General features: G+C 72.6%; 20 protein-coding genes and 1 pseudogene. 8 read left to right on the top strand and 13 right to left on the bottom strand.

All coding sequences use genetic code 11. The features are described 5' to 3' along the window. The first annotated feature begins 29 nt into the window (after nucleotides 1–29). Complete coding sequence (locus tag AB0I77_RS17400) at nucleotides 30–521, top strand: hypothetical protein (protein ID WP_363283418.1); 492 nt, start codon at nucleotides 30–32, stop codon at nucleotides 519–521. After that, nucleotides 518–988 carry a hypothetical protein gene (locus tag AB0I77_RS17395; protein WP_363283417.1) on the top strand — a complete coding sequence of 157 codons (471 nt, stop codon included), beginning with the start codon at nucleotides 518–520 and terminating at the stop codon, nucleotides 986–988. The genes AB0I77_RS17400 and AB0I77_RS17395 overlap by 4 nt, the downstream gene beginning before the upstream one ends. Here the strand turns inward: AB0I77_RS17395 and AB0I77_RS17390 are convergent. The 3 genes from AB0I77_RS17390 to AB0I77_RS17380 all read right to left on the bottom strand — a co-directional run bounded on the left by AB0I77_RS17390 (nucleotide 966) and on the right by AB0I77_RS17380 (nucleotide 3220). After that, on the bottom strand, nucleotides 966–1715 hold the full coding sequence (locus AB0I77_RS17390; RefSeq protein ID WP_363283521.1) for a class I SAM-dependent methyltransferase: 750 nt from the start codon (nucleotides 1713–1715) through the stop codon (nucleotides 966–968). The two genes, AB0I77_RS17395 and AB0I77_RS17390, sit on opposite strands and share 23 nt — an antisense overlap. A gap of 5 nt (nucleotides 1716–1720) precedes the next feature. Further along, complete coding sequence (locus AB0I77_RS17385) at nucleotides 1721–2026, bottom strand: 4a-hydroxytetrahydrobiopterin dehydratase (protein ID WP_363283415.1); 306 nt, start codon at nucleotides 2024–2026, stop codon at nucleotides 1721–1723. 96 nt (nucleotides 2027–2122) lie between these two features. Then, nucleotides 2123–3220 carry an ADP-ribosylglycohydrolase family protein gene (locus AB0I77_RS17380; RefSeq protein WP_363283414.1) on the bottom strand — a complete coding sequence of 366 codons (1098 nt, stop codon included), beginning with the start codon at nucleotides 3218–3220 and terminating at the stop codon, nucleotides 2123–2125. A 50-nt stretch (nucleotides 3221–3270) separates the two neighbouring features. Here AB0I77_RS17380 and AB0I77_RS17375 point away from each other — a divergent pair, with 50 nt between their 5' ends. Then, entirely contained in the window at nucleotides 3271–4125 is an 855-nt protein-coding gene (locus AB0I77_RS17375; RefSeq protein WP_363283413.1) for a helix-turn-helix transcriptional regulator, read from the top strand. On the opposite strand, the gene AB0I77_RS17370 is transcribed toward AB0I77_RS17375, so the two are convergent. Continuing rightward, complete coding sequence (locus AB0I77_RS17370) at nucleotides 4107–4532, bottom strand: hypothetical protein (RefSeq protein WP_363283412.1); 426 nt, start codon at nucleotides 4530–4532, stop codon at nucleotides 4107–4109. The two genes, AB0I77_RS17375 and AB0I77_RS17370, sit on opposite strands and share 19 nt — an antisense overlap. 240 nt (nucleotides 4533–4772) lie before the next feature. Here AB0I77_RS17370 and AB0I77_RS17365 point away from each other — a divergent pair, with 240 nt between their 5' ends. From AB0I77_RS17365 to AB0I77_RS17355, 3 genes and pseudogenes are all read left to right on the top strand, one after another. Beyond that, entirely contained in the window at nucleotides 4773–5636 is an 864-nt protein-coding gene (locus AB0I77_RS17365; RefSeq protein ID WP_363283411.1) for a helix-turn-helix transcriptional regulator, read from the top strand. An 89-nt stretch (nucleotides 5637–5725) separates the two neighbouring features. Continuing rightward, nucleotides 5726–5987 (top strand): annotated as a pseudogene (locus AB0I77_RS17360) (SAM-dependent methyltransferase); the annotation flags it as partial. Between the two features lie 89 nt (nucleotides 5988–6076). Then, complete coding sequence (locus AB0I77_RS17355; RefSeq protein WP_363283409.1) at nucleotides 6077–6547, top strand: molecular chaperone TorD family protein; 471 nt, start codon at nucleotides 6077–6079, stop codon at nucleotides 6545–6547. Nucleotides 6548–6552: 5 nt separating this feature from the next. Here AB0I77_RS17355 and dnaK read toward each other — a convergent pair whose 3' ends face one another. From dnaK to AB0I77_RS17325, 6 genes are all read right to left on the bottom strand, one after another. Beyond that, the gene (gene dnaK / locus AB0I77_RS17350; protein WP_363283408.1) at nucleotides 6553–8415 is read right to left on the bottom strand and encodes a molecular chaperone DnaK; all 1863 of its coding nucleotides are present in this window, start codon (nucleotides 8413–8415) and stop codon (nucleotides 6553–6555) included. A gap of 137 nt (nucleotides 8416–8552) precedes the next feature. Continuing rightward, on the bottom strand, nucleotides 8553–9314 hold the full coding sequence (locus AB0I77_RS17345) for a glycerophosphodiester phosphodiesterase family protein (RefSeq protein WP_363283407.1): 762 nt from the start codon (nucleotides 9312–9314) through the stop codon (nucleotides 8553–8555). A gap of 7 nt (nucleotides 9315–9321) precedes the next feature. Continuing rightward, nucleotides 9322–10824: a hypothetical protein gene (locus tag AB0I77_RS17340; protein ID WP_363283406.1), complete on the bottom strand. Its 1503-nt coding sequence runs from the start codon at nucleotides 10822–10824 to the stop codon at nucleotides 9322–9324. A 25-nt stretch (nucleotides 10825–10849) separates the two neighbouring features. Continuing rightward, nucleotides 10850–11278 carry an OsmC family protein gene (locus AB0I77_RS17335; RefSeq protein ID WP_363283405.1) on the bottom strand — a complete coding sequence of 143 codons (429 nt, stop codon included), beginning with the start codon at nucleotides 11276–11278 and terminating at the stop codon, nucleotides 10850–10852. Between the two features lie 102 nt (nucleotides 11279–11380). Next, nucleotides 11381–13468 carry a phage holin family protein gene (locus AB0I77_RS17330; RefSeq protein ID WP_363283404.1) on the bottom strand — a complete coding sequence of 696 codons (2088 nt, stop codon included), beginning with the start codon at nucleotides 13466–13468 and terminating at the stop codon, nucleotides 11381–11383. 138 nt (nucleotides 13469–13606) lie between these two features. Next, complete coding sequence (locus AB0I77_RS17325) at nucleotides 13607–14038, bottom strand: hypothetical protein (protein WP_363283403.1); 432 nt, start codon at nucleotides 14036–14038, stop codon at nucleotides 13607–13609. Nucleotides 14039–14121: 83 nt separating this feature from the next. Between AB0I77_RS17325 and AB0I77_RS17320 the strand changes: the two genes are divergently transcribed. Continuing rightward, the gene (locus AB0I77_RS17320; RefSeq protein ID WP_363283402.1) at nucleotides 14122–14895 is read left to right on the top strand and encodes an MBL fold metallo-hydrolase; all 774 of its coding nucleotides are present in this window, start codon (nucleotides 14122–14124) and stop codon (nucleotides 14893–14895) included. Further along, nucleotides 14892–15518, top strand: a complete 627-nt coding sequence (locus AB0I77_RS17315) for a VTT domain-containing protein (RefSeq protein ID WP_363283401.1) — start codon at nucleotides 14892–14894, stop codon at nucleotides 15516–15518. Before AB0I77_RS17320 ends, AB0I77_RS17315 begins: the two co-directional genes overlap by 4 nt. Nucleotides 15519–15544: 26 nt before the next feature. On the opposite strand, the gene AB0I77_RS17310 is transcribed toward AB0I77_RS17315, so the two are convergent. From AB0I77_RS17310 to AB0I77_RS17300, 3 genes are all read right to left on the bottom strand, one after another. Beyond that, nucleotides 15545–16609 carry an MBL fold metallo-hydrolase gene (locus AB0I77_RS17310; protein WP_363283400.1) on the bottom strand — a complete coding sequence of 355 codons (1065 nt, stop codon included), beginning with the start codon at nucleotides 16607–16609 and terminating at the stop codon, nucleotides 15545–15547. Further along, the gene (locus AB0I77_RS17305; RefSeq protein WP_363283399.1) at nucleotides 16606–17853 is read right to left on the bottom strand and encodes an aminotransferase class I/II-fold pyridoxal phosphate-dependent enzyme; all 1248 of its coding nucleotides are present in this window, start codon (nucleotides 17851–17853) and stop codon (nucleotides 16606–16608) included. The genes AB0I77_RS17310 and AB0I77_RS17305 overlap by 4 nt, the downstream gene beginning before the upstream one ends. 287 nt (nucleotides 17854–18140) lie before the next feature. Beyond that, on the bottom strand, nucleotides 18141–18932 hold the full coding sequence (locus AB0I77_RS17300; RefSeq protein WP_363283398.1) for a hypothetical protein: 792 nt from the start codon (nucleotides 18930–18932) through the stop codon (nucleotides 18141–18143). Nucleotides 18933–19018: the final 86 nt, after the last annotated feature.

Raw genomic sequence — 19018 nt, 5'->3', positions numbered from 1 at the left:
GTCAGTGAAGCGGCTCTAGCGTCCCGTTCATGGTCTTCAAGAAGAAGTTCACGGAGAGACTGCTGACCGTGCCGCCGCCGATCGAGCTGGCGGGGCGGCGGATCAAGCGCTATCACGTCACGGCGGATCCGGCCGGCATCGCGCCCGAGGTGGCGAAGGCGGCGTACGAGATCCTGCCGGAGCTGCTGCCGGAGCCGGACGGCACGCCGCCGGCGACGTTCGTCGTGCTGCACCGCGGCGGTGACGACAGCGCCTATCTGAACGCGTACAGCTGGGTGTGGGACAACGTCCTGCACTTCCGCGGCGCCGCGGCGGGCCAGCCGGTCCTCGGCTGCCCCGACCACGACCCCACCCACTTCGTCCGGCCCGACCTGCCATGGATCGGCTGCGTCTGGGAACTTCCGCCGATCCTGCACGAACGGGACGCCTGGGTAAGGCACCTGCTCGCACCCGACGTCCCCGACCTCGACGCCTATATCACCGACACCCTCCCCGAGGGCACGACTGGAGACCGTTCATGAGCACGCCGCACGACTTCGGCTTCCTGCACGGCGAGTGGGACATCGTCAACCGCCGCCTCCTGGACTACCTGGACCCGGAGAGCGGCTGGGAGGAGTTCCCCGCCACCCACTGGTGCCGGAGCCTGCACGACGGGGCCGCGAACATCGACGAGATGGACTGCCCCACCAAGGGCTTCAAGGGCGTGACCCTGCGATTGTTCGACCGGGAGACGCGGGACTGGAACCTGTACTGGTCGCCGAGCCAGACCGGCACGCTGTTCCCGCCGGTGATCGGCCGCTTCGGCGCGGACAAGCGCGGCGAGTTCCACGGCGACGACACCTACCGCGGCAAGGACGTACGGGTCCGCTATCTGTGGTCGGTGCTGTCGCGGACGGCGGCCCACTGGGAGATGGCGTTCTCGGCGGACGGCGGGCAGACCTGGGTGCGGAACTGGACCATGGACTTCACGCGGCGGCCCGCTTCCTGAAGGCCCGTAGCTTGAACTCCGGGTCCGGACGCGGCCGGTCCTGGTCGGGCAGCGCCGCCAGCCGTACGGCGAACCGTTCGGCGAGCGGGTCGCCGGGCGGCAGCCGGGTGAACCAGCCGCGCCGCAGGTCGGCGATCGTGCCGCGCGGGCTGCGGCCCTGGCCGTGACCGGGAAAGCGGGCCTGCCCCGCCGGGACCAGTCCGTGCGCGGCGGCGTACGTGGTGACGGCCTCGGCGGCGTCCTGGGCCGGCCGGCGCGGTCGCGGGGCGAGCACCGCGTCGATGTCGCTGCCGACGTCGTGCGCGGCGGCCTTGTCGACGGTCGTGACGTACACGCCGCCGGGCCGCAGCACACGGGCGCACTCGGCGACGACGGCCTGTAGGTCGCCCGGCCCGTCGAGCAGGTGCAGCAGCCACACACTGCTGACGGCGTCGAACGCCTCGTCGGGAAACGGCAGCCGGCGGCTGTCCGCCAGCACGATCGCGCCTGGCAGGCGTACGGCGGCCATCCGGGCCATCCCGTACGTCAGGTCCGCGCCCGTCACCCGCAGGCCGGGGCGGGCCGCGGCGAGCCGCCGGGTCACGATCCCCGTGCCGCAGGCGAGGTCGAGGAGCCGGCGGGCGTCCGCGGGAACCAGGCCGAGGACGGCATCGGCGGCGGCCGCGGCTCTGGGCTCGCCGCCGCGGGAGGCGTCGTAGGCGCCGGCTTCCTTGTCGTAGTCGAGCACCCGCGTCACTGGGCCCCGTGGCCGACGGCGAGCGCCTCCACTTTTCGCGCCAGCTCGACGTCGAGTTCCGTCACCGCGCCGCCCACGCTGTGGGTGTTCACGGTCAGGGACACGGTGTTGTAGCCGAGGGTGAGGTCGGAGTGGTGGCCGAGCTCCTCCTGGACCTGGGCGATGTGGACGACCATCGCGGTCGCGGCGAGGTGCGTGCCGAGCCGGTAGGAACGGCTGAGGCGGTCGCCGTCGAGGGACCAGCCGGGCAGCTCGGCGAGCCGGTCCTCGATCTCCTTCTGCGGCAGCGGTTCGACGGGCATGGTCTCGCTCCTTCCTGGATACCGGGGTGCTGAGGGTTCCTCTTCAGGCTGCCACAGGTGTGCCGCCGCGGCCCTGGTCAGGAGGGTTCCCCTCGGTCAGTGACGGACACCTGTGGCCGCGAGGTCGTCGGCGAGCATCGCGATCCGGGCCCTGCCCTCGATCTGCCTGACCCATGCGTGGGGCAGGGTGCTGTCACCGCGCTGGGCGCCGCGGAGATTGCCGCAGATCGAGCCGGTGGAGTCGCTGTCGCCGGAGTGGTTGACGGACATCAGCAGGGCGTCCTCGGTGCGCATCTTCAGCAGCGCGCAGTAGACGCCGATGGCCAGCGCTTCCTCGGCCACCCAGCCCGCCCCGAGGGACTCGACCCGCTCCGCCCTCGCCACCGTCGAGTCCGCGGCCAGTTCGACCGCCCGGTGCAGGGCGGCCGAGGTCTCCTCGTGGCCGGGGAAGTGCTTCAGCAGCTGGAGGGCGCGCAGCACCGAGCCCTCCATGGAGTCCCCCTCGACCAGGTTCGCCACGATCGCGGCCAGCGCGCCCGCCGCGTAGTAGCCGGTGGGGTGGCCGTGGGTGATCTGGGCGGCGCGGGCGGCCATGGAGAAGGCCACGTGGTCGTTGGTGACGAGGCCGAAGGGGGCCGAGCGCATCACCGCGCCGCAGCCCTTGGAGTCGGGGTTGACCGGCCCCGGCTTGCCGTCGAGGGCGAGCCACGGGTCGGGGGCGTACATCTGGGCGACCCCGGACAGGCAGGCGTTGCCGGGGGCGCGGCGGGCGTACAGCCAGGGCTCGGTGATCAGGCCGCCCTCGGGACCTCCGTTCTCCGGGGGCGCGGCCTGCTCCGGGCCAGGCTTCCGCTGGGTCTCCAGCCACTGCTCGTACGCCCGGCGCATCAGCATGATCCACCCGTCGCTGATGCCCTTCTCCGGCGCCCGGTGCCGTTTGCCTTCCTGGTCCTGGATGAGAGCCTCGGCGGTGAACAGGGTCATCTGCGTGTCGTCGCTGATCAGGCCCACCGCACCGTTCTCGCCGGGCACGAGCCCGGTGACCCCCTGCTGCCCGTGGGCCGCGCGGATCCGGTCGAGGGAGGAGAACTCGACGGGGTAACCGAGGGCGTCACCGACCGCCCCGCCCAGCAGACAGCCGCGCACTCTGGCGCGGAACACCGCTGCGGTCTCCATCGTCCACGGCCCGTTCATGCGCCCACTCCTCGACTGCCGGCGACCGTTTCTCGACTACGGTCGTGTGTATGAGCATTGTCGCGTCCGGTTCCGGCTCGTCCGCCGCCGCCCCCGCCGACAAGGGCGTCGGTCCGCTGCTGCGGGCCTGGCGGGAGCAGCGGCGGGTCAGTCAGCTGGAGTTGGCGTTGCGTGCCGATTCCTCGGCCCGGCACATCAGCTTCGTCGAGACGGGGCGGTCCCGGCCGAGCGAGGAGATGGTGCTGCGGCTGGCCGAGCATCTGGACGTCCCCGTCCGGGAGCGCAACGCGCTGCTGCTGGCGGCGGGTTACGCCCCCCGCTACCCCGAAACCCCGCTGGCCGACCCGGCGTTGGACGCCCTGCGCGAGGGGGTGGAGCGGCTGATCCAGGGCTACGAGCCCTACCCGGCCCTCGTGGTGGACGCGATGTACAACGTCGTCGCGGCGAACCGGGGCATCCTCATGCTGCTCGACGGCGTTCCCGCCTCGCTGCTCGCCGCGCCGCTCAACGCGATGCGGCTGACACTCCACCCGGAGGGTCTGGCGCCGCGCATCCGCAATCTCCGTGCGTGGCGCGGGCATCTGCTCGACCAGATGGACCGGCAGATCGCGCTGCGCCGCTCCGAGCCGCTGCGGGCGCTGTACGAGGAGGTCGCGGCGTACCCGGTGCCGGAGGAGGAAGAGGGAGAGGGAGAGGGAGAGACCGACTACGGCCAACCGGCCGAGCCGGTACCGTACTTCGCGCTGCCGATGCTGATCGAGCACGAGGGCCGGACGCTGTCGTTCATCTCCTCCATCTCCACGTTCAACACGCCCATGGACGTGACCGTCGCCGAGCTGGCCATCGAGACGCTGCTCCCGGCCGACCCGGCGACGGTCAAGTACCTTCAGTCGCTGACGCCCTGACGTGCCCTCAGGGCGGCGTACTGCACCAGCGCGAATCCGGTCACGGTGAGCGCCTGGAGCACCGTCCAGACGGCACCCGCCGTGGTCGGCGACAGCCACAGGCCGAGCGCGGCGAAACTCAGCGCCGCCCAGGCGAGGTTGGCCTCGACCACGGCCCGGACCGGCAGTGCGGCCGGGCGGGCGCGGACGGCGAGCAGGCCGACGGCCGCCGCGTACACCGTGAGGAACGCCCCGAGTACGAGCAGCAGGCCGTCGTCGGCGCCGAGGAAACGGCCCAGCGGGCCGGCGGCGGCGAGGTAGGCGAGTCCGTTCGCGCCGGTCACCGCCGCGTCCAGGGCGAGGAAGCGACGCAGCATGGTGTGCGGGTCGCGGGTCCGGGCGAGTGCGGCGAGCTGGGTCGCGGACATGACGAATCACCCTCCGTCGAGGTCGGGTTGCGGTCTTGCGGTCTTGCGGTGGACTGGAGCCCGGATCCCGGGCCGGAGTGCGCCGGCCCGGAACCCGGTACCACCACGATCCCGCCCGCCGAAACCACTGTCGATTACCCCTGAGGTAATCCCCGGGGAACCGGCCCCAGGAGACTGATGAGACGGACAGCGGAACATGACAGACTGCACACGAGCTTCGACGCGTAGGGGAGGCGTGGCGTGAGTGAGCGGCGTCCCGCGCCCACCGTGGGTCAGGTGGTGCTCGGCAGGCGCTTGCAGGAACTGCGGGAGGCGGCCGGCCTCAAACGCGAGGAGGCCGCGCAGGTGCTGCGGGTGGCCCCCGCGACCGTTCGGCGGATGGAGACGGCCGACGTCGCGCTGAAGATCCCGTATGTCCAGGTGCTGCTGGAGACGTACGGCGTCCCGGACGACGAGACGGCCGCGTTCGTCGCGCTGGCCGAGGAGGCGAACCAGCCGGGCTGGTGGCAGCGGTTCCACGACGTGCTGCCGGAATGGTTCAGCCTGTACGTGAGCCTGGAGGGCGCCGCCCGGATCATCCGGTCCTACGAGCCGCACTTCGTGCCGGGGCTGCTACAGACCGAGGAGTACGCGCGCGCCGTCATGGAGGCCGGGACCATCGGGCAGACGGGGCCCGAGACGATCGAGCGGCATGTGTCCCTGCGCATGACCCGGCAGCGGCTGCTGGAGCGCCCGGACTCGCCCCACCTCTGGGTGATCATGGACGAGACGGTGCTGCGGCGGCCCGTGAGCATCCGCGGCGAGGTCATGCGCGACCAGTTGGACAAGCTCCTCCAGTTCGCCGAGCGCGACCGGGTCACACTCCAGGTCGCCGAGTTCGAGGAGGGCCCGCACCCGGGGACGTACGCGCCCTTCTCGCTCTTCCGCTTCGGCGAGCCGGAGCTGCCCGACATGGTCTTCACCGAGTACCTCACCGGCGCCCTCTACCTCGACTCCCGCAAGGAGGTCGCCGCGCACCTGGAGGTCCTGGACCACATGTCGGCGCGCGCCGCCTCGGCCGAGCGCACCAAGTTTCTCCTGCGGGAATGCCGCGAGGCGTACTGAACCGCACGACCGAGTTCGAGTTCGAGGAGAAGACTCCGCATGACCGGATCCGACGCCGAGCCCGTCCGCATCGACACCAGCCGGCCCCATCCGGCCCGGGTGCCCTGTCCCTGGTCGCGCTCACCCATTACCTGGGCGACGAGCCGGACGGTGACGACGTGTACGGCCTCCTCGAGCGGTATGTCGGCGAGCTCGCCCCCGGCAGCTACCTGATCCTGTCGCAGGTCACCCCCGTCCCTGCTCGGTCCCGGCGTGATCCCCGTCTCCGGTTGGCGGCCGGGGCCCGAGGACGTGGCGGCGCAGGCGGAGGGCATCGTGCCCGTGTACGCGGGGGTCGCCCGCACGTCCTGAACCCGTACGGGTGCCGCCGACAGGTGCGCTCCCCCGCCCCGCCCTAGGTTCGAAGGAGCCACGGGCAAGCAAGGGAGTGAGGAGGCCCGATGCCCTCGGACGCGGTGCTGTACCAGGCGGCGGCACTCTGCCTGACCTACCCGGACGACGACTTCCGGGCCCGGCTGCCCCTGCTGCGCGAAGCGGCCCCGCAGCTGCGGGAGTTCGCCGACCACGCGGCCCGCACGCCCGCGCACGAACTGGCGGCGCACTACGTCCAGGTCTTCGACCCCAGGGACCGCCACGGCCTCTACCTGAGCCGGTGGCAGAACGTGTCGCCGGCCCGCTTCAAGGACGTCTACCGCGCCCACGGCCTGACGTTCACCGGCGAGGAACTGCCCGACTTCCTGCCCTCGGTGCTGGAGTTCGCGGCCCGCACCGGCGACACGGGCCTGCTCACCGAGCACCGGGACGGCCTGGAGCGGCTCCGGGCCCGGCTCACCGACCGCGGTACGCCGTACGCGACCGTACTGGACGCCGTATGCGCCACACTGCCGACCGCATACACAGGGGAGAGCTAAGCAGCCTAAGCAGCCCCGCCCTTCTGGTCCTTCTCATCGTCGACGATCTCCGCGTCCACGACCCCTTCCTCCTCCTGCGGCGAGGTGGCCTGTTCGGCGCCTTCCGTCGGGGTCTGCTGGGCCTGGGCGTACATGGCCTGGCCCATCTTCTGGCTGACGGAGGCGAGTTTCTCCACGCCCGTGCGCAGCTCGCTCGTCTCGGCGTTCCGTTCCAGGAGCTGCTTGAGTTCGGTGACGGCCGACTGCACCTCGGTCCTGGTGTCCGCCGCGACGCGCTCCTCGTTCTCGCGCAGGAACTTCTCGGTCTGGTAGACGAGTTGCTCGGCCTGGTTCCTGGTCTCGGCCGACTCCCGGCGTTGGCGGTCCTCCTCGGCGTACTGCTCGGCCTCCCGCATCATGCGGTCGATGTCGTCCTTGGGGAGGGCCGATCCGCCGGTCACGGTCATCTTCTGTTCGCGGCCGGTCGCCAGGTCCTTCGCCGACACGTGCATGATGCCGTTGGCGTCGATGTCGAAGGCGACCTCGATCTGCGGGACGCCGCGCGGGGCGGGCGGCAGGCCGGTGAGGTCGAAGACGCCGAGCTTCTTGTTGTAGGCGGCGATCTCGCGTTCGCCCTGGTAGACCTGGATGCCGACCGAGGGCTGGTTGTCCGTCGCCGTCGTGAAGATCTCCGAACGCCGGGTCGGGATGGTCGTGTTGCGTTCGATGAGCTTCGTCATGATGCCGCCCTTGGTCTCGATGCCCAGGGACAGCGGGGTGACGTCCAGCAGCAGGACGTCCTTCACATCGCCACGGATGACGCCCGCCTGGAGCGCGGCGCCGAGGGCCACGACCTCGTCCGGGTTGACGCCCTTGTGCGGGTCCTTGCCGGTGAGCTCCTTGACCAGTCCGGTGACGGCGGGCATCCGGGTGGAGCCGCCGACGAGGATGACGTGGTTGACCGCCTCGAGCTTGATGCCGGCGTCCTTCACCGCCTGGTGGAAGGGGTTCTTGCAGCGGTCGAGCAGATCGGCGGTGAGCTCCTGGAACTGGGCGCGGGTCAGCTTCTCGTCGAGGTGGAGGGGGCCCTCGGCGGAGGCGGTGATGTAGGGAAGGTTGATCGTCGTCTCGGTCGAGCTGGACAGTTCGATCTTGGCCTTCTCCGCGCCCTCGCGCAGCCGTTGCAGGGCCATCTTGTCGTTGCCCAGATCGACGCCGTACTGGCCCTTGAACTTCTTCACCAGGTGTTCGACGACCCGCTGGTCCCAGTCGTCGCCGCCGAGATGGGTGTCGCCGTTGGTGGCCTTGACCTCGATGACGCCCTCGCCGATCTCCAGCAACGACACGTCGAAGGTGCCGCCGCCGAGGTCGAAGACGAGCACGGTCTGCTCCTCGCCCCGGTCGAGGCCGTAGGCGAGGGCGGCGGCCGTGGGCTCGTTGATGATCCGCAGCACCTTCAGGCCCGCGATCTCCCCGGCCTCCTTGGTGGCCTGCCGCTGGGAGTCGTCGAAGTAGGCGGGGACGGTGATCACGGCGTCCGTGACGTCCTCGCCGAGGTAGGACTCCGCGTCGCGCTTCAGCTTCTGGAGCACCCGCGCGGAGAGTTCCTGCGCCTGGTAGCGGGTGCCGTCGACGGAGCCCTCCGACGGGAATCGCCAGCTGCCGTCGCCCATGTGGCGCTTGACGGACCGGGCGGTCCGCTCCACGTTCGTCACGGCCTGGCGCTTGGCGACCTCGCCGACCAGCACCTCGCCGTTCTTCGCGAAGGCCACGACCGACGGTGTGGTCCTGGCCCCCTCCGCGTTGGCGACAACGGTGGGTTCACCGCCCTCCAGCACCGCCACCACCGAGTTGGTGGTCCCCAGATCGATTCCGACCGCACGTCCCATCGTTGTCCCCTTCCGCCGAGAGCCTTCCGCCAGGGAGCCTTCCCGCACTCCAGCACAAAACTTGAGTGAGCTCTTGTCAAGGGTCTTGTCATTCGGTGGCTCTGGTCCGCGGCTGCCTTGTCAGTGAGTGGCTCCTGTCAAGGCGACGGGTACCCCAACGAGCGCTCGTCGTGCCGCCCGCCGCGCAGGGCGAGGGCCCTGCGGGGAAAATCGGTGATCAGGACGTCCACGCGCGGGTCGGCGAGAAACGCCCGCATCGGCACCTCCTCGTTGACCGTCCACACCATGCTGAACAGACCGTGCCGGGCCGCCTCGCGCAGGACACCCGCGCGCGCCAGCCGGTGGTGCACGGCGACCCCGGTGGCACCGCAGGCCCGGACCCGCCGCATGGGCAGCAGCTCGCTCACCCTGGTCCCCGCGACGCGGACCGCCGAGCCGATCTCCCTCCGGTCACGCCCCAGGGACAGGGCCGTACGCACCCCGGGGAACATCCGCGTGATGGCGGCGACGGAACGATCCTCCAGGGTGGTGGCGACGAAGCCCTCCGCGCCGAGCAGGGCGATCGCCCGGTCGATCACCTCGCGCTCGTACCCCACTTCCTTCAGGTCCAGGTGCCCCACCAGCTTCCCGGCGATCAAGGACATGACGTCGTCCACGACCGGGACCGCGTATCCGGCCAGCTCGCTCAGCTCGGCGTGGGTGAGCCGGGACAGGAGCGGGCCGGTGTGCGCCACCCTCGGGTCGTGGTACACGACCAGGACGCCGTCGGCGGTGCGCCGGATGTCGAACTCGACGTACTCCGCGCCGGACAGGATCGCGTCCTCGTACGCCTCCCAGGTGGCCGAGCCGGCTCGTTCGGATCCTCCGCGGTGGGCGGAGACGGCGGGTCGTCGCGACATCGTCGGGTCATCCTCCGGACGGGGAGCGGGGCGCGGGCACCGGGGCGGGCCGGCCGTCGGGCGGGGACAGCGGCGGGGACAGGAAGGAGCCGGAGCGCCGGCTGACCCGTCTGAGCAGGACGTATCCGGTCACGGCGAGGGCGACGAAGGGGAGCCAGGCCAGCGCGTACGCCGGGCCGTAGGCCCCGAGGTCGAGGATGGAGCGGCCGGAATCGACGTTCGTGCCGTTGACCCCGAAGAACGCCAGCAGCAGGGTCGGCGGCAGCGCGATCAGTGTGGCCACGGCCACCAGGGCGGAGACAGTGCGGTCGCGGCGGTCGTCGCGTTCCGCGAGTTCGGCGTCCAGGGCGGCGGAGCGGGCGTTGATGACGGAGGTGAGGCGCTCGACCATGCGTGCCGAGTTCTCCAGGCTGTCGCGGATGCCGAGGGCGTCGCGCAGGGAGGACTGGAAGTTCTCCATGAGCATCTCGGGGATCAGCAGGCTGTCGACGTAGGCCTCGACCCCGAAGGCCAGGTCCAGCTGTAGTTCGTTCACACCGGCCGACAGACGGGAGATGAGCGAGCGGATCTCGTACGGCGAGTCCGCCAGGGCACGCTCATTGGCCCGCATCGTCTCGAAGGCGGCCAGCCGGGTGCGCTGGAGGACGGCGAGCGCGGAGATCATGCCGACGGCGACCAGGGTCAGCGCGTTCTCGACGTGCGGGGCCCAGCCCGCCTGGACGGAGACGCCCCGGCCGTGGGCGGCGAGCGTGACGCCGTGGTTCCTGAGATTGGGCGCAAGGCCCGCCTCGGAGTCGGGCGTGAGGGCGGGCGGCATCCGGCCGCGGTAGACGATCTCGTTCAGCAGGGCGGGCCTGCGGGACACGTCGGCGAGGTCGGCGCTCAGCAGGTCGCGCATCAACTGTCCGCCGGGGAAGACGAGTTGGTGGACGTTCTGGCCGAGGGCAAGAGGGGTGGGCAGGGCGAGCCGTTCGCCCAGGACGGCGAGCAGCGGTCTGCCGGCGAGCCGGATCCGCGCGCGGTCGAAGCAGGTGTCCGCGAGCCAGGAGGCGAGGGCGCCGGGCTCGGTCTCGCCCGCGAATCCGCAGTCCAGGACGAGGGTCACATCGCCGCGCGGGGTGGCGAGGACCAGGATCTCGGCCGAGGCGAGGGGCAGGCCCCGGTCGCCGTGCGGCAGTTCCAGCTCGTTGGGTGCCACGCGTTCGGCCAGGACGGGTACGGGGAGCACGGCCTCGCTGGACCTCAGATGCGGCTCGAAGCGGCCGTAGTCGAACCGGTCGACGAGGCCGCCCTGCCGGGTGCCCGTCGGCCGTATCCGGCCGTCCAGGCTGAACAGCAGGACCGCGCGGGTGAGTTCACGTGTCGCGGAGTCAAGTACCGTCGCACCGCTGGAGGTTCCCGGCACCATCGAAGTCCTTCCGACGCCGTCAGTCTTCTTACCCGGGCCGGCGTCCGCGAACCGGTGCGAGCCGGCCGTGCCGCGGGCCGCCTCCGCGAGGAGACGGCCCACGTACTGCGCTGTCCGGTGTGCCGGGTCAGGCGAGCTTCGCCGACAGCGTGATCGGTACGGCCTTCAGGGCCTGGCTGACCGGGCAGTTGGCCTTGGCGTCCTCGGCGGCGGCGACGAAGCCGTCCTCGTCGAGGCCCGGCACCGTGCCCTCCACCGTGAGGTGGATGCCGGTGATGCCCTCGCCCGGCTGGAAGGTGACGTCGGCCGAGGTGGTGAGCTTGGTGGGTGGGGTGCCGGCCCCGGCGAGGGCGTGCGAGAACGCCATGGCGAAGCAGCTGGAGTGGGCGGCCGCGATCAGCTCCTCGGGGCTGGTCTTGCCGTTCGCTTCCTGGGCGCGGGAAGCCCACGTCACCGGCTGCTGCGCGATGGCGCCGGAGGAGTCGAAGGCGACAACTCCGTTGCCCTCGAGCAGGTTGCCTTCCCAGACGGTGTGTGCGGAGCGCGTGGTGGCCACGGTCATTCCTTTCGTACGGTCCCGGTTTCCGGGTTCAGGACTCCATCCGATCACACTCCGGCTCGGCTCACCCGGAAGACCCCGGCCCACGCGGGTACCGGGTCAGACCGCGCTTCGGTCCTCGCCCGCCGCCAAGGGGACCTGAGGGCCGTCCGATTCGCGCAGCCAGCGGCGCAGGACCTGGTGGATGTGCTCGGCGCCGGCGAGTTCCGCCCCGTCCTCGGCGGGGTCGGAGAAGGCGCGCGGGGACAGCAGGAAGGGCTTCGCCTGGGCGCCGCCGAGGCCGCCGTGCGAGCCGATCTGCTCCTCGAAGGCGAGGACTTCGCCCTCGGCGGGGTCGAACCAGGAGTTGACCATGATGTCGGCGGCGTGCGGGAAGGAGTGCGTACGGCGCACGGCGTCAGCGGCTCCGAACCCGAAGTCGGCGAGCGGGCCGGGGTTCTCGTCGAGCTCCGCCAGGGGGACCTCCGTGCCGAACGGGCCGAGGACGACGCCGCCGTGCTCCTCGCTGCGGACCAGCAGGAAGCCGATGCCGGGGTGGTTGGCGAGGGTCGTCAGCAGGGCGGGGTGGCGGGCGTCGATCTCCTCCTTGCTCATCCGGTGCGGCACGTCCGGGAAGGAGACCAGGCCGAGGTTGCCGGAGGCCAGCACGATCGGCTCCGAGCGGCGGCTCGACGGGCGGCGCTGCTCGCCGCCCTCCTCGACGGGCCGGCGCAACGCCGCGCGCACGGCCGCGCGGGCTTCGGCTCCGCTGTGGGTGCGCTCGGCCTTGCGCGGCACGGGCAGCCCGCAGCCGGCCCGGACGAGGTCGCCGAGGGTGAGGCCGTAGCGGGTGCGGAAGGTCTCGCCGGGGCTCTGGCCGTGGTCGGAGAGCACCACGATCCGGTACGGGCGCGGGGCGTGCTCGGCGACGTTCTCGATCAGGGCGAGCGACCGGTCGAGGCGTTCGAGGACCTTGAGGGCGTCGCGGCTCATCGGCCCGGAGTGGTGCGCCACTTCGTCGTAGGCGACGAGGTCGGCGTAGACGGCGGTGCGGCCGGCGAGCATGTCGCCCATCACCGCGGCGACGACGACATCGCGTTCGACGACGGTCGCGAAGGCGCGCACGAAGGGGTAGAGGCCGCCGCGTCCCACCCGCGGGCGGACCTTGCGGACGCGGGTTTGGCCGGCCTGGACCATCTCGCGGCCGACCTCGGCGACGAAGGACAGGGCGGTGCGCACCGCGTTGGCCGGGTCGGAGAAGTAGGCGAAGTAGCCCGCCCGGGAGCGGTTCTCGCGGCTGCGGCGGCGGGCGGCGATGGACAGCACGAGGGCCTGTTCGTCGGCGCCGCCGGAGAAGAGGTTGCCGCGGCTGGCGCCGTCGGCGCCGAGCAGTCCGCCGTCGCCGGTGGCCTCGACGGCGCGGCGCTGGAGTTCGGCGGCGCTGGCCGGGCGGTTGCAGACCATGACCTCCCGGCGGTCCTTCTCGTACCAGCGGAAGGCCGGGATGTCGTGGTTGCTGCCGTGCAGGATGCCGAGCTGGCTGGCGCCGGTCTGGCTGGACCAGTCGGTGCGCCAGGAGGTGAGCCGGTGGCTGGGTCTGCGTCCGTCACCGCCGGCGAGCCAGCGGGCGACGGTGGGCATCAGGCCCTGTCCGACCGCGTCGAGCAGGACGTCGTGGCCGACGCCGTCGAGTTGCAGGAAGAGGGTGCCGGGGGTGGCGGGGCAGGCCGGGCCGGACCTGCGGCGGCGGTCGGCGAGGCGGTAGAGCCGGCGCCGGTAGGCGTCGTCGTCGCGCACGGCCAGGGCGGCGCCGGTGGCGGAGGCGACGGCGGACATCACGGCCGCGACCACGACCGCGGTCTCGGGGGCCACGTCGCCCCGATCGGACGGGTTCACCCGCAGCGCGATGAGCAGCAGCCCGCCGTTGAGGAAGAAGACCAGCAGGCCGAGGACGAGCGCCGGGACGAGCAGCAGCAGCCGTACGAGAAGGGGCCAGACGAGCGCCGACAGCAGACCGAAGGCGCCGGCGCCGAGCGCGGCGGTGACGGCGATACGGGTGGCGCTGTCGCCGTCGGCGGACTGGAGCCGGAAGTCCGGCAGGGCGCCGGCCAGCACCAACATCGTGAGAGTGGAGACGGCCCACACCGCGACGCTCCGCCCGACCTGACTGGCGACCCGCCGCCAACGCCCTCCACGCACGCCCCGCACACCTCACGTCCCGGCCCGGCCCGTCGTCGGTGCGGGCCCGCGGCCAAGCCTGTCATACGGGCCCGGCCGACCGGCTCGGGTCCGGTGGCTTCGCCAGGCCGGTCCAGTGGCTTCGCCAGGCCGGGCCGGCGAAGAGGCCTACCGTCCGTCGTAGCCGGCCGTCGGCATCGACAGGCGGCGGTGCACCCGCGCCTTCATCTGGGCGTCGTACGACGGCTCCGCGTGGCCGACCGTCTCCACGCCGACCCCCCGCCGTGCGCACTCGGCGGTGAACTCGTCGACCGACGACAGCGCGCTGCGCAGCACGCGCAGGCTCGGTGCGACGAACAGGTCGCGGCCCGGGCGCACGCCCTCCCACAGGACGCAGTGGTCGGGACGCAGTCCGCGCACCAGCAGTTCCCGGGTGACGACGTAGCCCCGCTCCGCGGCCCAGCGGGCGCACATCGCGTGCTGGCTACGGGAGTCGACCAGGAAGGGGTCGTCGTCGAGTTCCTCGAGGGGCGTCAGGCTGGCGATCGCCGTGACGCGCGGCGGCGAGGGCGTGCCGTGGACACCGCGAACCTCTCCCATGGAGTCCCCCCTCACCTCCGGTTTCGCCGCCGACCCTACTCCTGCCCGTAGGCTTCGGGGAGTCGCGCGAAGGAGGCAAAGAGGTGCCGGTGGAGATCACCTGGTGGGGTCACGCCACCTGCACGATCGAGGACTCGAACACCCGTGTCCTCACCGATCCTCTGTTCGCCCGCCGGCTGGCGCATCTGCGGCGCCGTCGGGGCGCGCTGCCGTCGCCCGACGCCCGGCGCACGGACGTGGCGCTGGTCTCCCATCTGCACGCCGACCATTTGCACGTTCCCTCGCTGGCGCGGCTCGCCCCGGGCACGCGCCTGCTCGTGCCCCGGGGCGCACCACGGTCGGTGCCGGGGCTGCGCCGGCTCGCGCATCTGCGGGTGAGCGAGGTGACGCCCGGGGACGAGATGGCCGTCGGCGAGCTGGTGGTACGGGTGGTGCCCGCCCGGCACGACGGCCGGCGGCTGCCGGTCGGTCCGCACCGCTCCCCCGCCCTCGGCTACGTCGTCGAGGGCGAGGCCCGCACCTATTTCGCCGGGGACACCGGCCTGTTCGACGAGATGGCCGAGGAGGTGGGGCAGGTCGACGTGGCGCTGCTGCCGGTGGGCGGCTGGGGGCCGTACCTCGGCGAGGGGCACCTCGACGCCGGCCGGGCCGCCCAGGCGCTGGCGCGGTTGGCGCCGCGCAGTGCGGTGCCGGTGCACTACGGCACGTACTGGCCGATCGGCATGGACGCCGTGCGCCCGCACGAATTCCACACGCCGGGCGAGGAGTTCGTACGCCTCGCCGCCGAGCACGCTCCGCAGGTGGCGGTGCACCGGCTCGGGCACGGGGAGAGCGTGCGGCTGGAGGTCGCCCGGTGACGGGGCTTGCCGCCGCCGCGACGACCGTGGCGCCCGAGTCCACCCAGCAGGCCATCGGCTATCCGACGCTGTTCCTGCTGGTGCTGATCGGGGCGCTGGTGCCGGTGGTGCCGACGGGAGCGCTGGTGAGTTCGGCGGCCGTGGTCGCCTTTCACCAGACGGCGCCGTTCTCGCTGGCGCTGGTGTTCGTGACCGCCTCGGCGGCCGCGTTCCTCGGTGATGCCGCGCTGTACTGGCTGGGGCGGCGCGGGATGCGGTCCAAGAACGGTTCGCGGTGGCTGGAGACCATACGGTCGCGCGCACCCGAGGACCGCCTCGGTCAGGCGCAGGAGAAGCTCGCCGAGCACGGTGTGGCGGTGCTGGTGCTGTCCCGGCTGGTGCCGGCCGGACGCATCCCGATCATGCTGGCCTGCCTCATGGCGAACTGGCCGATGCGCCGCTTCGCCCGCGGCAACCTGCCGGCCTGTCTGGCCTGGGCCGTGACCTACCAGCTGATCGGGATCCTCGGCGGGTCGCTGTTCAAGGAGCCCTGGGAGGGCGTGGTCGCGGCGGTCGCGCTCACCGTGGTGATCAGTGCGGCGCCGAGTCTGTGGCGGCGGGTGCGGAAGACCAGGACGGCCTAGTTCAGTGACCGCTTTTTTGGAACCTCCTAGTTCAGTACGCGTGAGCCTCCCACCGGCAGGTCCCACAGGTCGTCGCGGTCCAGGCCCGCCTTCTCCCAGGCGGCCCGGACCCGGGTGAGGGGTTCGAGGACGGGCTCGGCGGACAGGACGAAGGTGGCCCAGTGCATGGGCGCCATCCGGCGCGCGCCGAGGTCCTGCGCGGCCCGCACCGCCTCCTCCGGGTCGCAGTGGACGTCGCTCAGCCACCAGCGGGGGTCGTAGGCGCCGATGGGCAGCAGTGCGAGGTCGATGCCCGGGTAGCGCCGGCCGATGCGGGCGAACCAGTGGCCGTATCCCGTGTCGCCCGCGAAGTGGACCCGCTTGCCGTCGGGGGCGGTGAGCACCCAGCCGCCCCACAGGGTGCGGCAGGTGTCGGTGAGGGTGCGCTTGGACCAGTGGTGGGCGGGCACGAAGTCGAAGCGCACGCCGTCCAGTTCGGCCGCCTCCCACCAGTCCAGCTCGGTGACGCGGGTGAAGCGGCGGCGGTGGAACCAGCGGCCGAGGCCGGCCGGCACGAACACCGGGGTGTCGCGCGGGAGGCGACGCAGTGTGGGGGCGTCCAGGTGGTCGTAGTGGTTGTGGCTGATGACGACGGCGTCGATGCGCGGCAGGGCGCTCCAGGCGATGCCGACCGGGGTGATGCGGGCCGGGGTGCCGAGGATGCGGCGGGACCAGACCGGGTCGGCGAGGACGGTCAGCCCGCCGATCTGTACGACCCAACTGGCGTGGCCCGCCCAGGAGACGGCGACCGTGCGCGCGTCCACCTGGGGCAGCGGGCCCGGTTCGAAGGGCAGCCGGGGGATGTCGGCGAGGCCTTCCCGGCCGGGGCGGACGGCGCCCTCGCGGGCGAAGCGGGCCATGGCCTTCAGGTCGGGCAGCGGGGCGGTCAGACGGTCGTGGAAGGTGCGCGGCCACACCCGGCGCTCGCCGAGCGGTCTCGGGGCCGCGAGGGGTGTGGGGGGCGGTGTGCGGGGTGCGAAGGGTGACGTGGCCGCCGGCTCGTCGGTTTCCTGGGCGGGCGTGCTCTTGGTCGACTCGGACTGCTGCGTCATCGAGGAGGCTCCCTTCGCAGAGCTTCGTCGCGGAGATCGTCGAAGACCGTTTTCAAAAGGATCAACGCGCGTCGCACGTGTGGCAGTTCCAACGGAGAGGGCGATCCGAGACATTCCGCGCGCTCCTCGTCCGTGCCGCCCAGCAGCGGGCCGGTGGACAGCCGCACACGCAGTGCGCCGAGGTCGTCGCCGAACCGGTGGCCGCCCGGTGCGGGCATGCCGAGCCGGGTGGCGAGGAAGTCCTCCAGTTCCTGGGCGTCGCCCACTCCCCGCGGGGTGAGCGCGGAGCGCAGCGGGCCGAGGTCGACGTAGAGGTGGCGGCCGGCCTGCGGGGGCCGGGCCAGGGCGCCCGCGGTGACGACGGCGGTGTGCGCGGCGGCGGCCACGCGCGCGTGCAGGCGTACGGCGGCGGCGACGCGGGCGGTGACCGGCTCGGGCTCGCCGAGGGCGTGGACGGCCGCGGCGGCGACCGGTGCGGCGACGCGGGCGCCGAGCGCGGTGAGGACGTCGAGCACGCGCGCGTGGAGGTCGTCGCCGGTCTGCCCCGCGGGGAAGCGGGCGACCGCGGCCGGCCAGCCGGTCGGGAGCAGGGCGCCGGCCAGGTCGGTGACGACGGTGACCCGCTCGGGCAGCATCTCGGCGGGACTGAGCAGCACGGTGTCGTGCGGGGCGTGCAGGGTGTCGCGCCAGGTCTCGTCGCTGACCAGGTGCAGACCTTCGCCGGTGGCGGCCTCGATGGTCTCGTGCAGCAGTTCGGGCGGGGCCACGGTGGCGGTGGGGTCGTCGGCGACGGACAGCACGAGCAGCCGCGGGTCGCCGCCCTCGGCACGGACCCGGCGCACGGTCTCCAGCAGGGCGTACGCGTCCGGGACACCGCCGCAGTCGGCCGGTGTCGCCACATGGAAGACGGGTCTTCCCAACAGGCGGGCGTACGGCGCCCACCAGGCAGCGCAGGGCCGAGGCACCAGGACGTCGCCGCCGAGGGCGGCGGTCAGGGCGAGCAGCAGGGACGGTGCGCCCGGGGCGGCGACCACGCGGTCGGGCCCGGCGGACAGTCCGCGCCGGTCCCAGTAGCCGCACGCGGCCTCCCGCAACGCGGATCCGCCGCCGACCGGCTCGCTCTCCGGGCGTCCGGCGGCCGCGGCGAGCACGGCGGACAACTCGGGCAGCACAGGCAGCCCGTCCTCGGGAAGCGGCGGCCCGAAACGGACGGGGCCATGCCCTTCCAGGTCCGTCCGCGGCATGCCTACCTCCGGGGTGGGGCTTCTTCTTTTTCCGCTTTCCGCTTTCCGATCTCCGCCACTGACCGTGGCCTCGCAGGGTGCGGGTCGCGCGCGGACCGCACCCTCGGCCTCTGAGTACCCAGCAAGTCACCGGCCCATGGGGGGCGTGGGGGTTGCGCGAGTCACATGGCGTGGGCCGGGTCCGGTCACGTCCCGGAGTCGTTCCCGAGTCACGTCCGGGGCCAGGTCCGGGGCGCGTCCCCAGGTCAGGTCCCAGGGCCGATGCGGGTCAGCCCCAGGCCTCCGCCTCAGGTCCGGTCAGGGGCCAGGGCGGATCCTTCCTCAGCCGTCCGGCGCGGGCCGCTTCGGAGCAGCCAGTACCCCGCCGCGCCGAACGCGCCCGCGATCAGCAGGCCGCCGGTGACCAAGGCAGGCACGGAGTCGGTGAAGCTTCCGCCCTCGCCCGCCCGCACGCCGTGCTCCATCATCGCGCCGCCGCAGGAGTCGTCGTGCGGCTCGGCGCACGGGCTGCTGCTGGCGCAGGAGGCGCCCTGCGACTCGGTGCACGGTTTGCTGTCCCCGTGGGTGGAGTTGAACGTGGCGCTCCACTGCTTGCCCTTCCCGCCGGGCGCCGCCGGGCAGGTGCCGTCGACGGTCCACGCGGAGCCCTTGCCGGCCGCGTCCGCGCCACCCGCGAAGTTCTCGACGCCCTCGACGCCCACGCCGCCCTCGACGTCCGCGTCACCCTCCACGCCCACATCACCCTCCACGCCCACATCACCCTCCAACTCCACGCCCCCCTCCCCGGCAGCGACGCTCGCGGTGCCCCGGTATGCCAGGCCGGAGGCCTCGTCCTCGTTGCCCTCGACCAGTGTTAGCTCGGCGGTGCCCGTCTCGAAGGCCTGCGAGGTGGCTTCGATCGTGTCGGGCGGGGAGCCTCCGGTCGGGTCGCAGGTGACCGAGACGGTGACGCTGCCGCCCGGGGAGACGGTGCTCGGACTGACTTCGGCGGCCGGCTCCGCGAAGGCGGCCGGCCCGGCGAGGCCCAGGGCGGCACCGGCCAGGACGGCGACGGACAGGGCACGGGCGCTGCGGCGCATGGGGTGGACTCCTTCGGCCGACGGCGGGGTCTGGCGACAGAACCGGCAGAACCCCCTGGGACACGGCTCTCGTGCCCCGCAGCCAT

The sequence above is a fragment of the Streptomyces sp. NPDC050619 genome (assembly GCF_040654815.1).
Classification (GTDB): domain Bacteria; phylum Actinomycetota; class Actinomycetes; order Streptomycetales; family Streptomycetaceae; genus Streptomyces.
Note: the sequence above shows the minus strand (reverse complement) of the source record. Positions and strands in the feature narration are given on the sequence as shown.

What these genes read in the sequence shown, in the direction of transcription:
- AB0I77_RS17400 (WP_363283418.1), top strand. Translation starts at nt 30, where the DNA reads ATGGTCTTCAAGAAGAAGTTCACGGAGAGACTGCTGACCGTGCCGCCG.
- AB0I77_RS17395 (WP_363283417.1), top strand. Translation starts at nt 518, where the DNA reads ATGAGCACGCCGCACGACTTCGGCTTCCTGCACGGCGAGTGGGACATC.
- AB0I77_RS17385 (WP_363283415.1), bottom strand. Translation starts at nt 2,026, where the DNA reads ATGCCCGTCGAACCGCTGCCGCAGAAGGAGATCGAGGACCGGCTCGCC.
- AB0I77_RS17380 (WP_363283414.1), bottom strand. Translation starts at nt 3,220, where the DNA reads ATGAACGGGCCGTGGACGATGGAGACCGCAGCGGTGTTCCGCGCCAGA.
- AB0I77_RS17375 (WP_363283413.1), top strand. Translation starts at nt 3,271, where the DNA reads ATGAGCATTGTCGCGTCCGGTTCCGGCTCGTCCGCCGCCGCCCCCGCC.
- AB0I77_RS17370 (WP_363283412.1), bottom strand. Translation starts at nt 4,532, where the DNA reads ATGTCCGCGACCCAGCTCGCCGCACTCGCCCGGACCCGCGACCCGCAC.
- AB0I77_RS17355 (WP_363283409.1), top strand. Translation starts at nt 6,077, where the DNA reads ATGCCCTCGGACGCGGTGCTGTACCAGGCGGCGGCACTCTGCCTGACC.
- dnaK (WP_363283408.1), bottom strand. Translation starts at nt 8,415, where the DNA reads ATGGGACGTGCGGTCGGAATCGATCTGGGGACCACCAACTCGGTGGTG.
- AB0I77_RS17345 (WP_363283407.1), bottom strand. Translation starts at nt 9,314, where the DNA reads ATGTCGCGACGACCCGCCGTCTCCGCCCACCGCGGAGGATCCGAACGA.
- AB0I77_RS17325 (WP_363283403.1), bottom strand. Translation starts at nt 14,038, where the DNA reads ATGGGAGAGGTTCGCGGTGTCCACGGCACGCCCTCGCCGCCGCGCGTC.
- AB0I77_RS17310 (WP_363283400.1), bottom strand. Translation starts at nt 16,609, where the DNA reads ATGACGCAGCAGTCCGAGTCGACCAAGAGCACGCCCGCCCAGGAAACC.
- AB0I77_RS17305 (WP_363283399.1), bottom strand. Translation starts at nt 17,853, where the DNA reads ATGCCGCGGACGGACCTGGAAGGGCATGGCCCCGTCCGTTTCGGGCCG.
- AB0I77_RS17300 (WP_363283398.1), bottom strand. Translation starts at nt 18,932, where the DNA reads ATGCGCCGCAGCGCCCGTGCCCTGTCCGTCGCCGTCCTGGCCGGTGCC.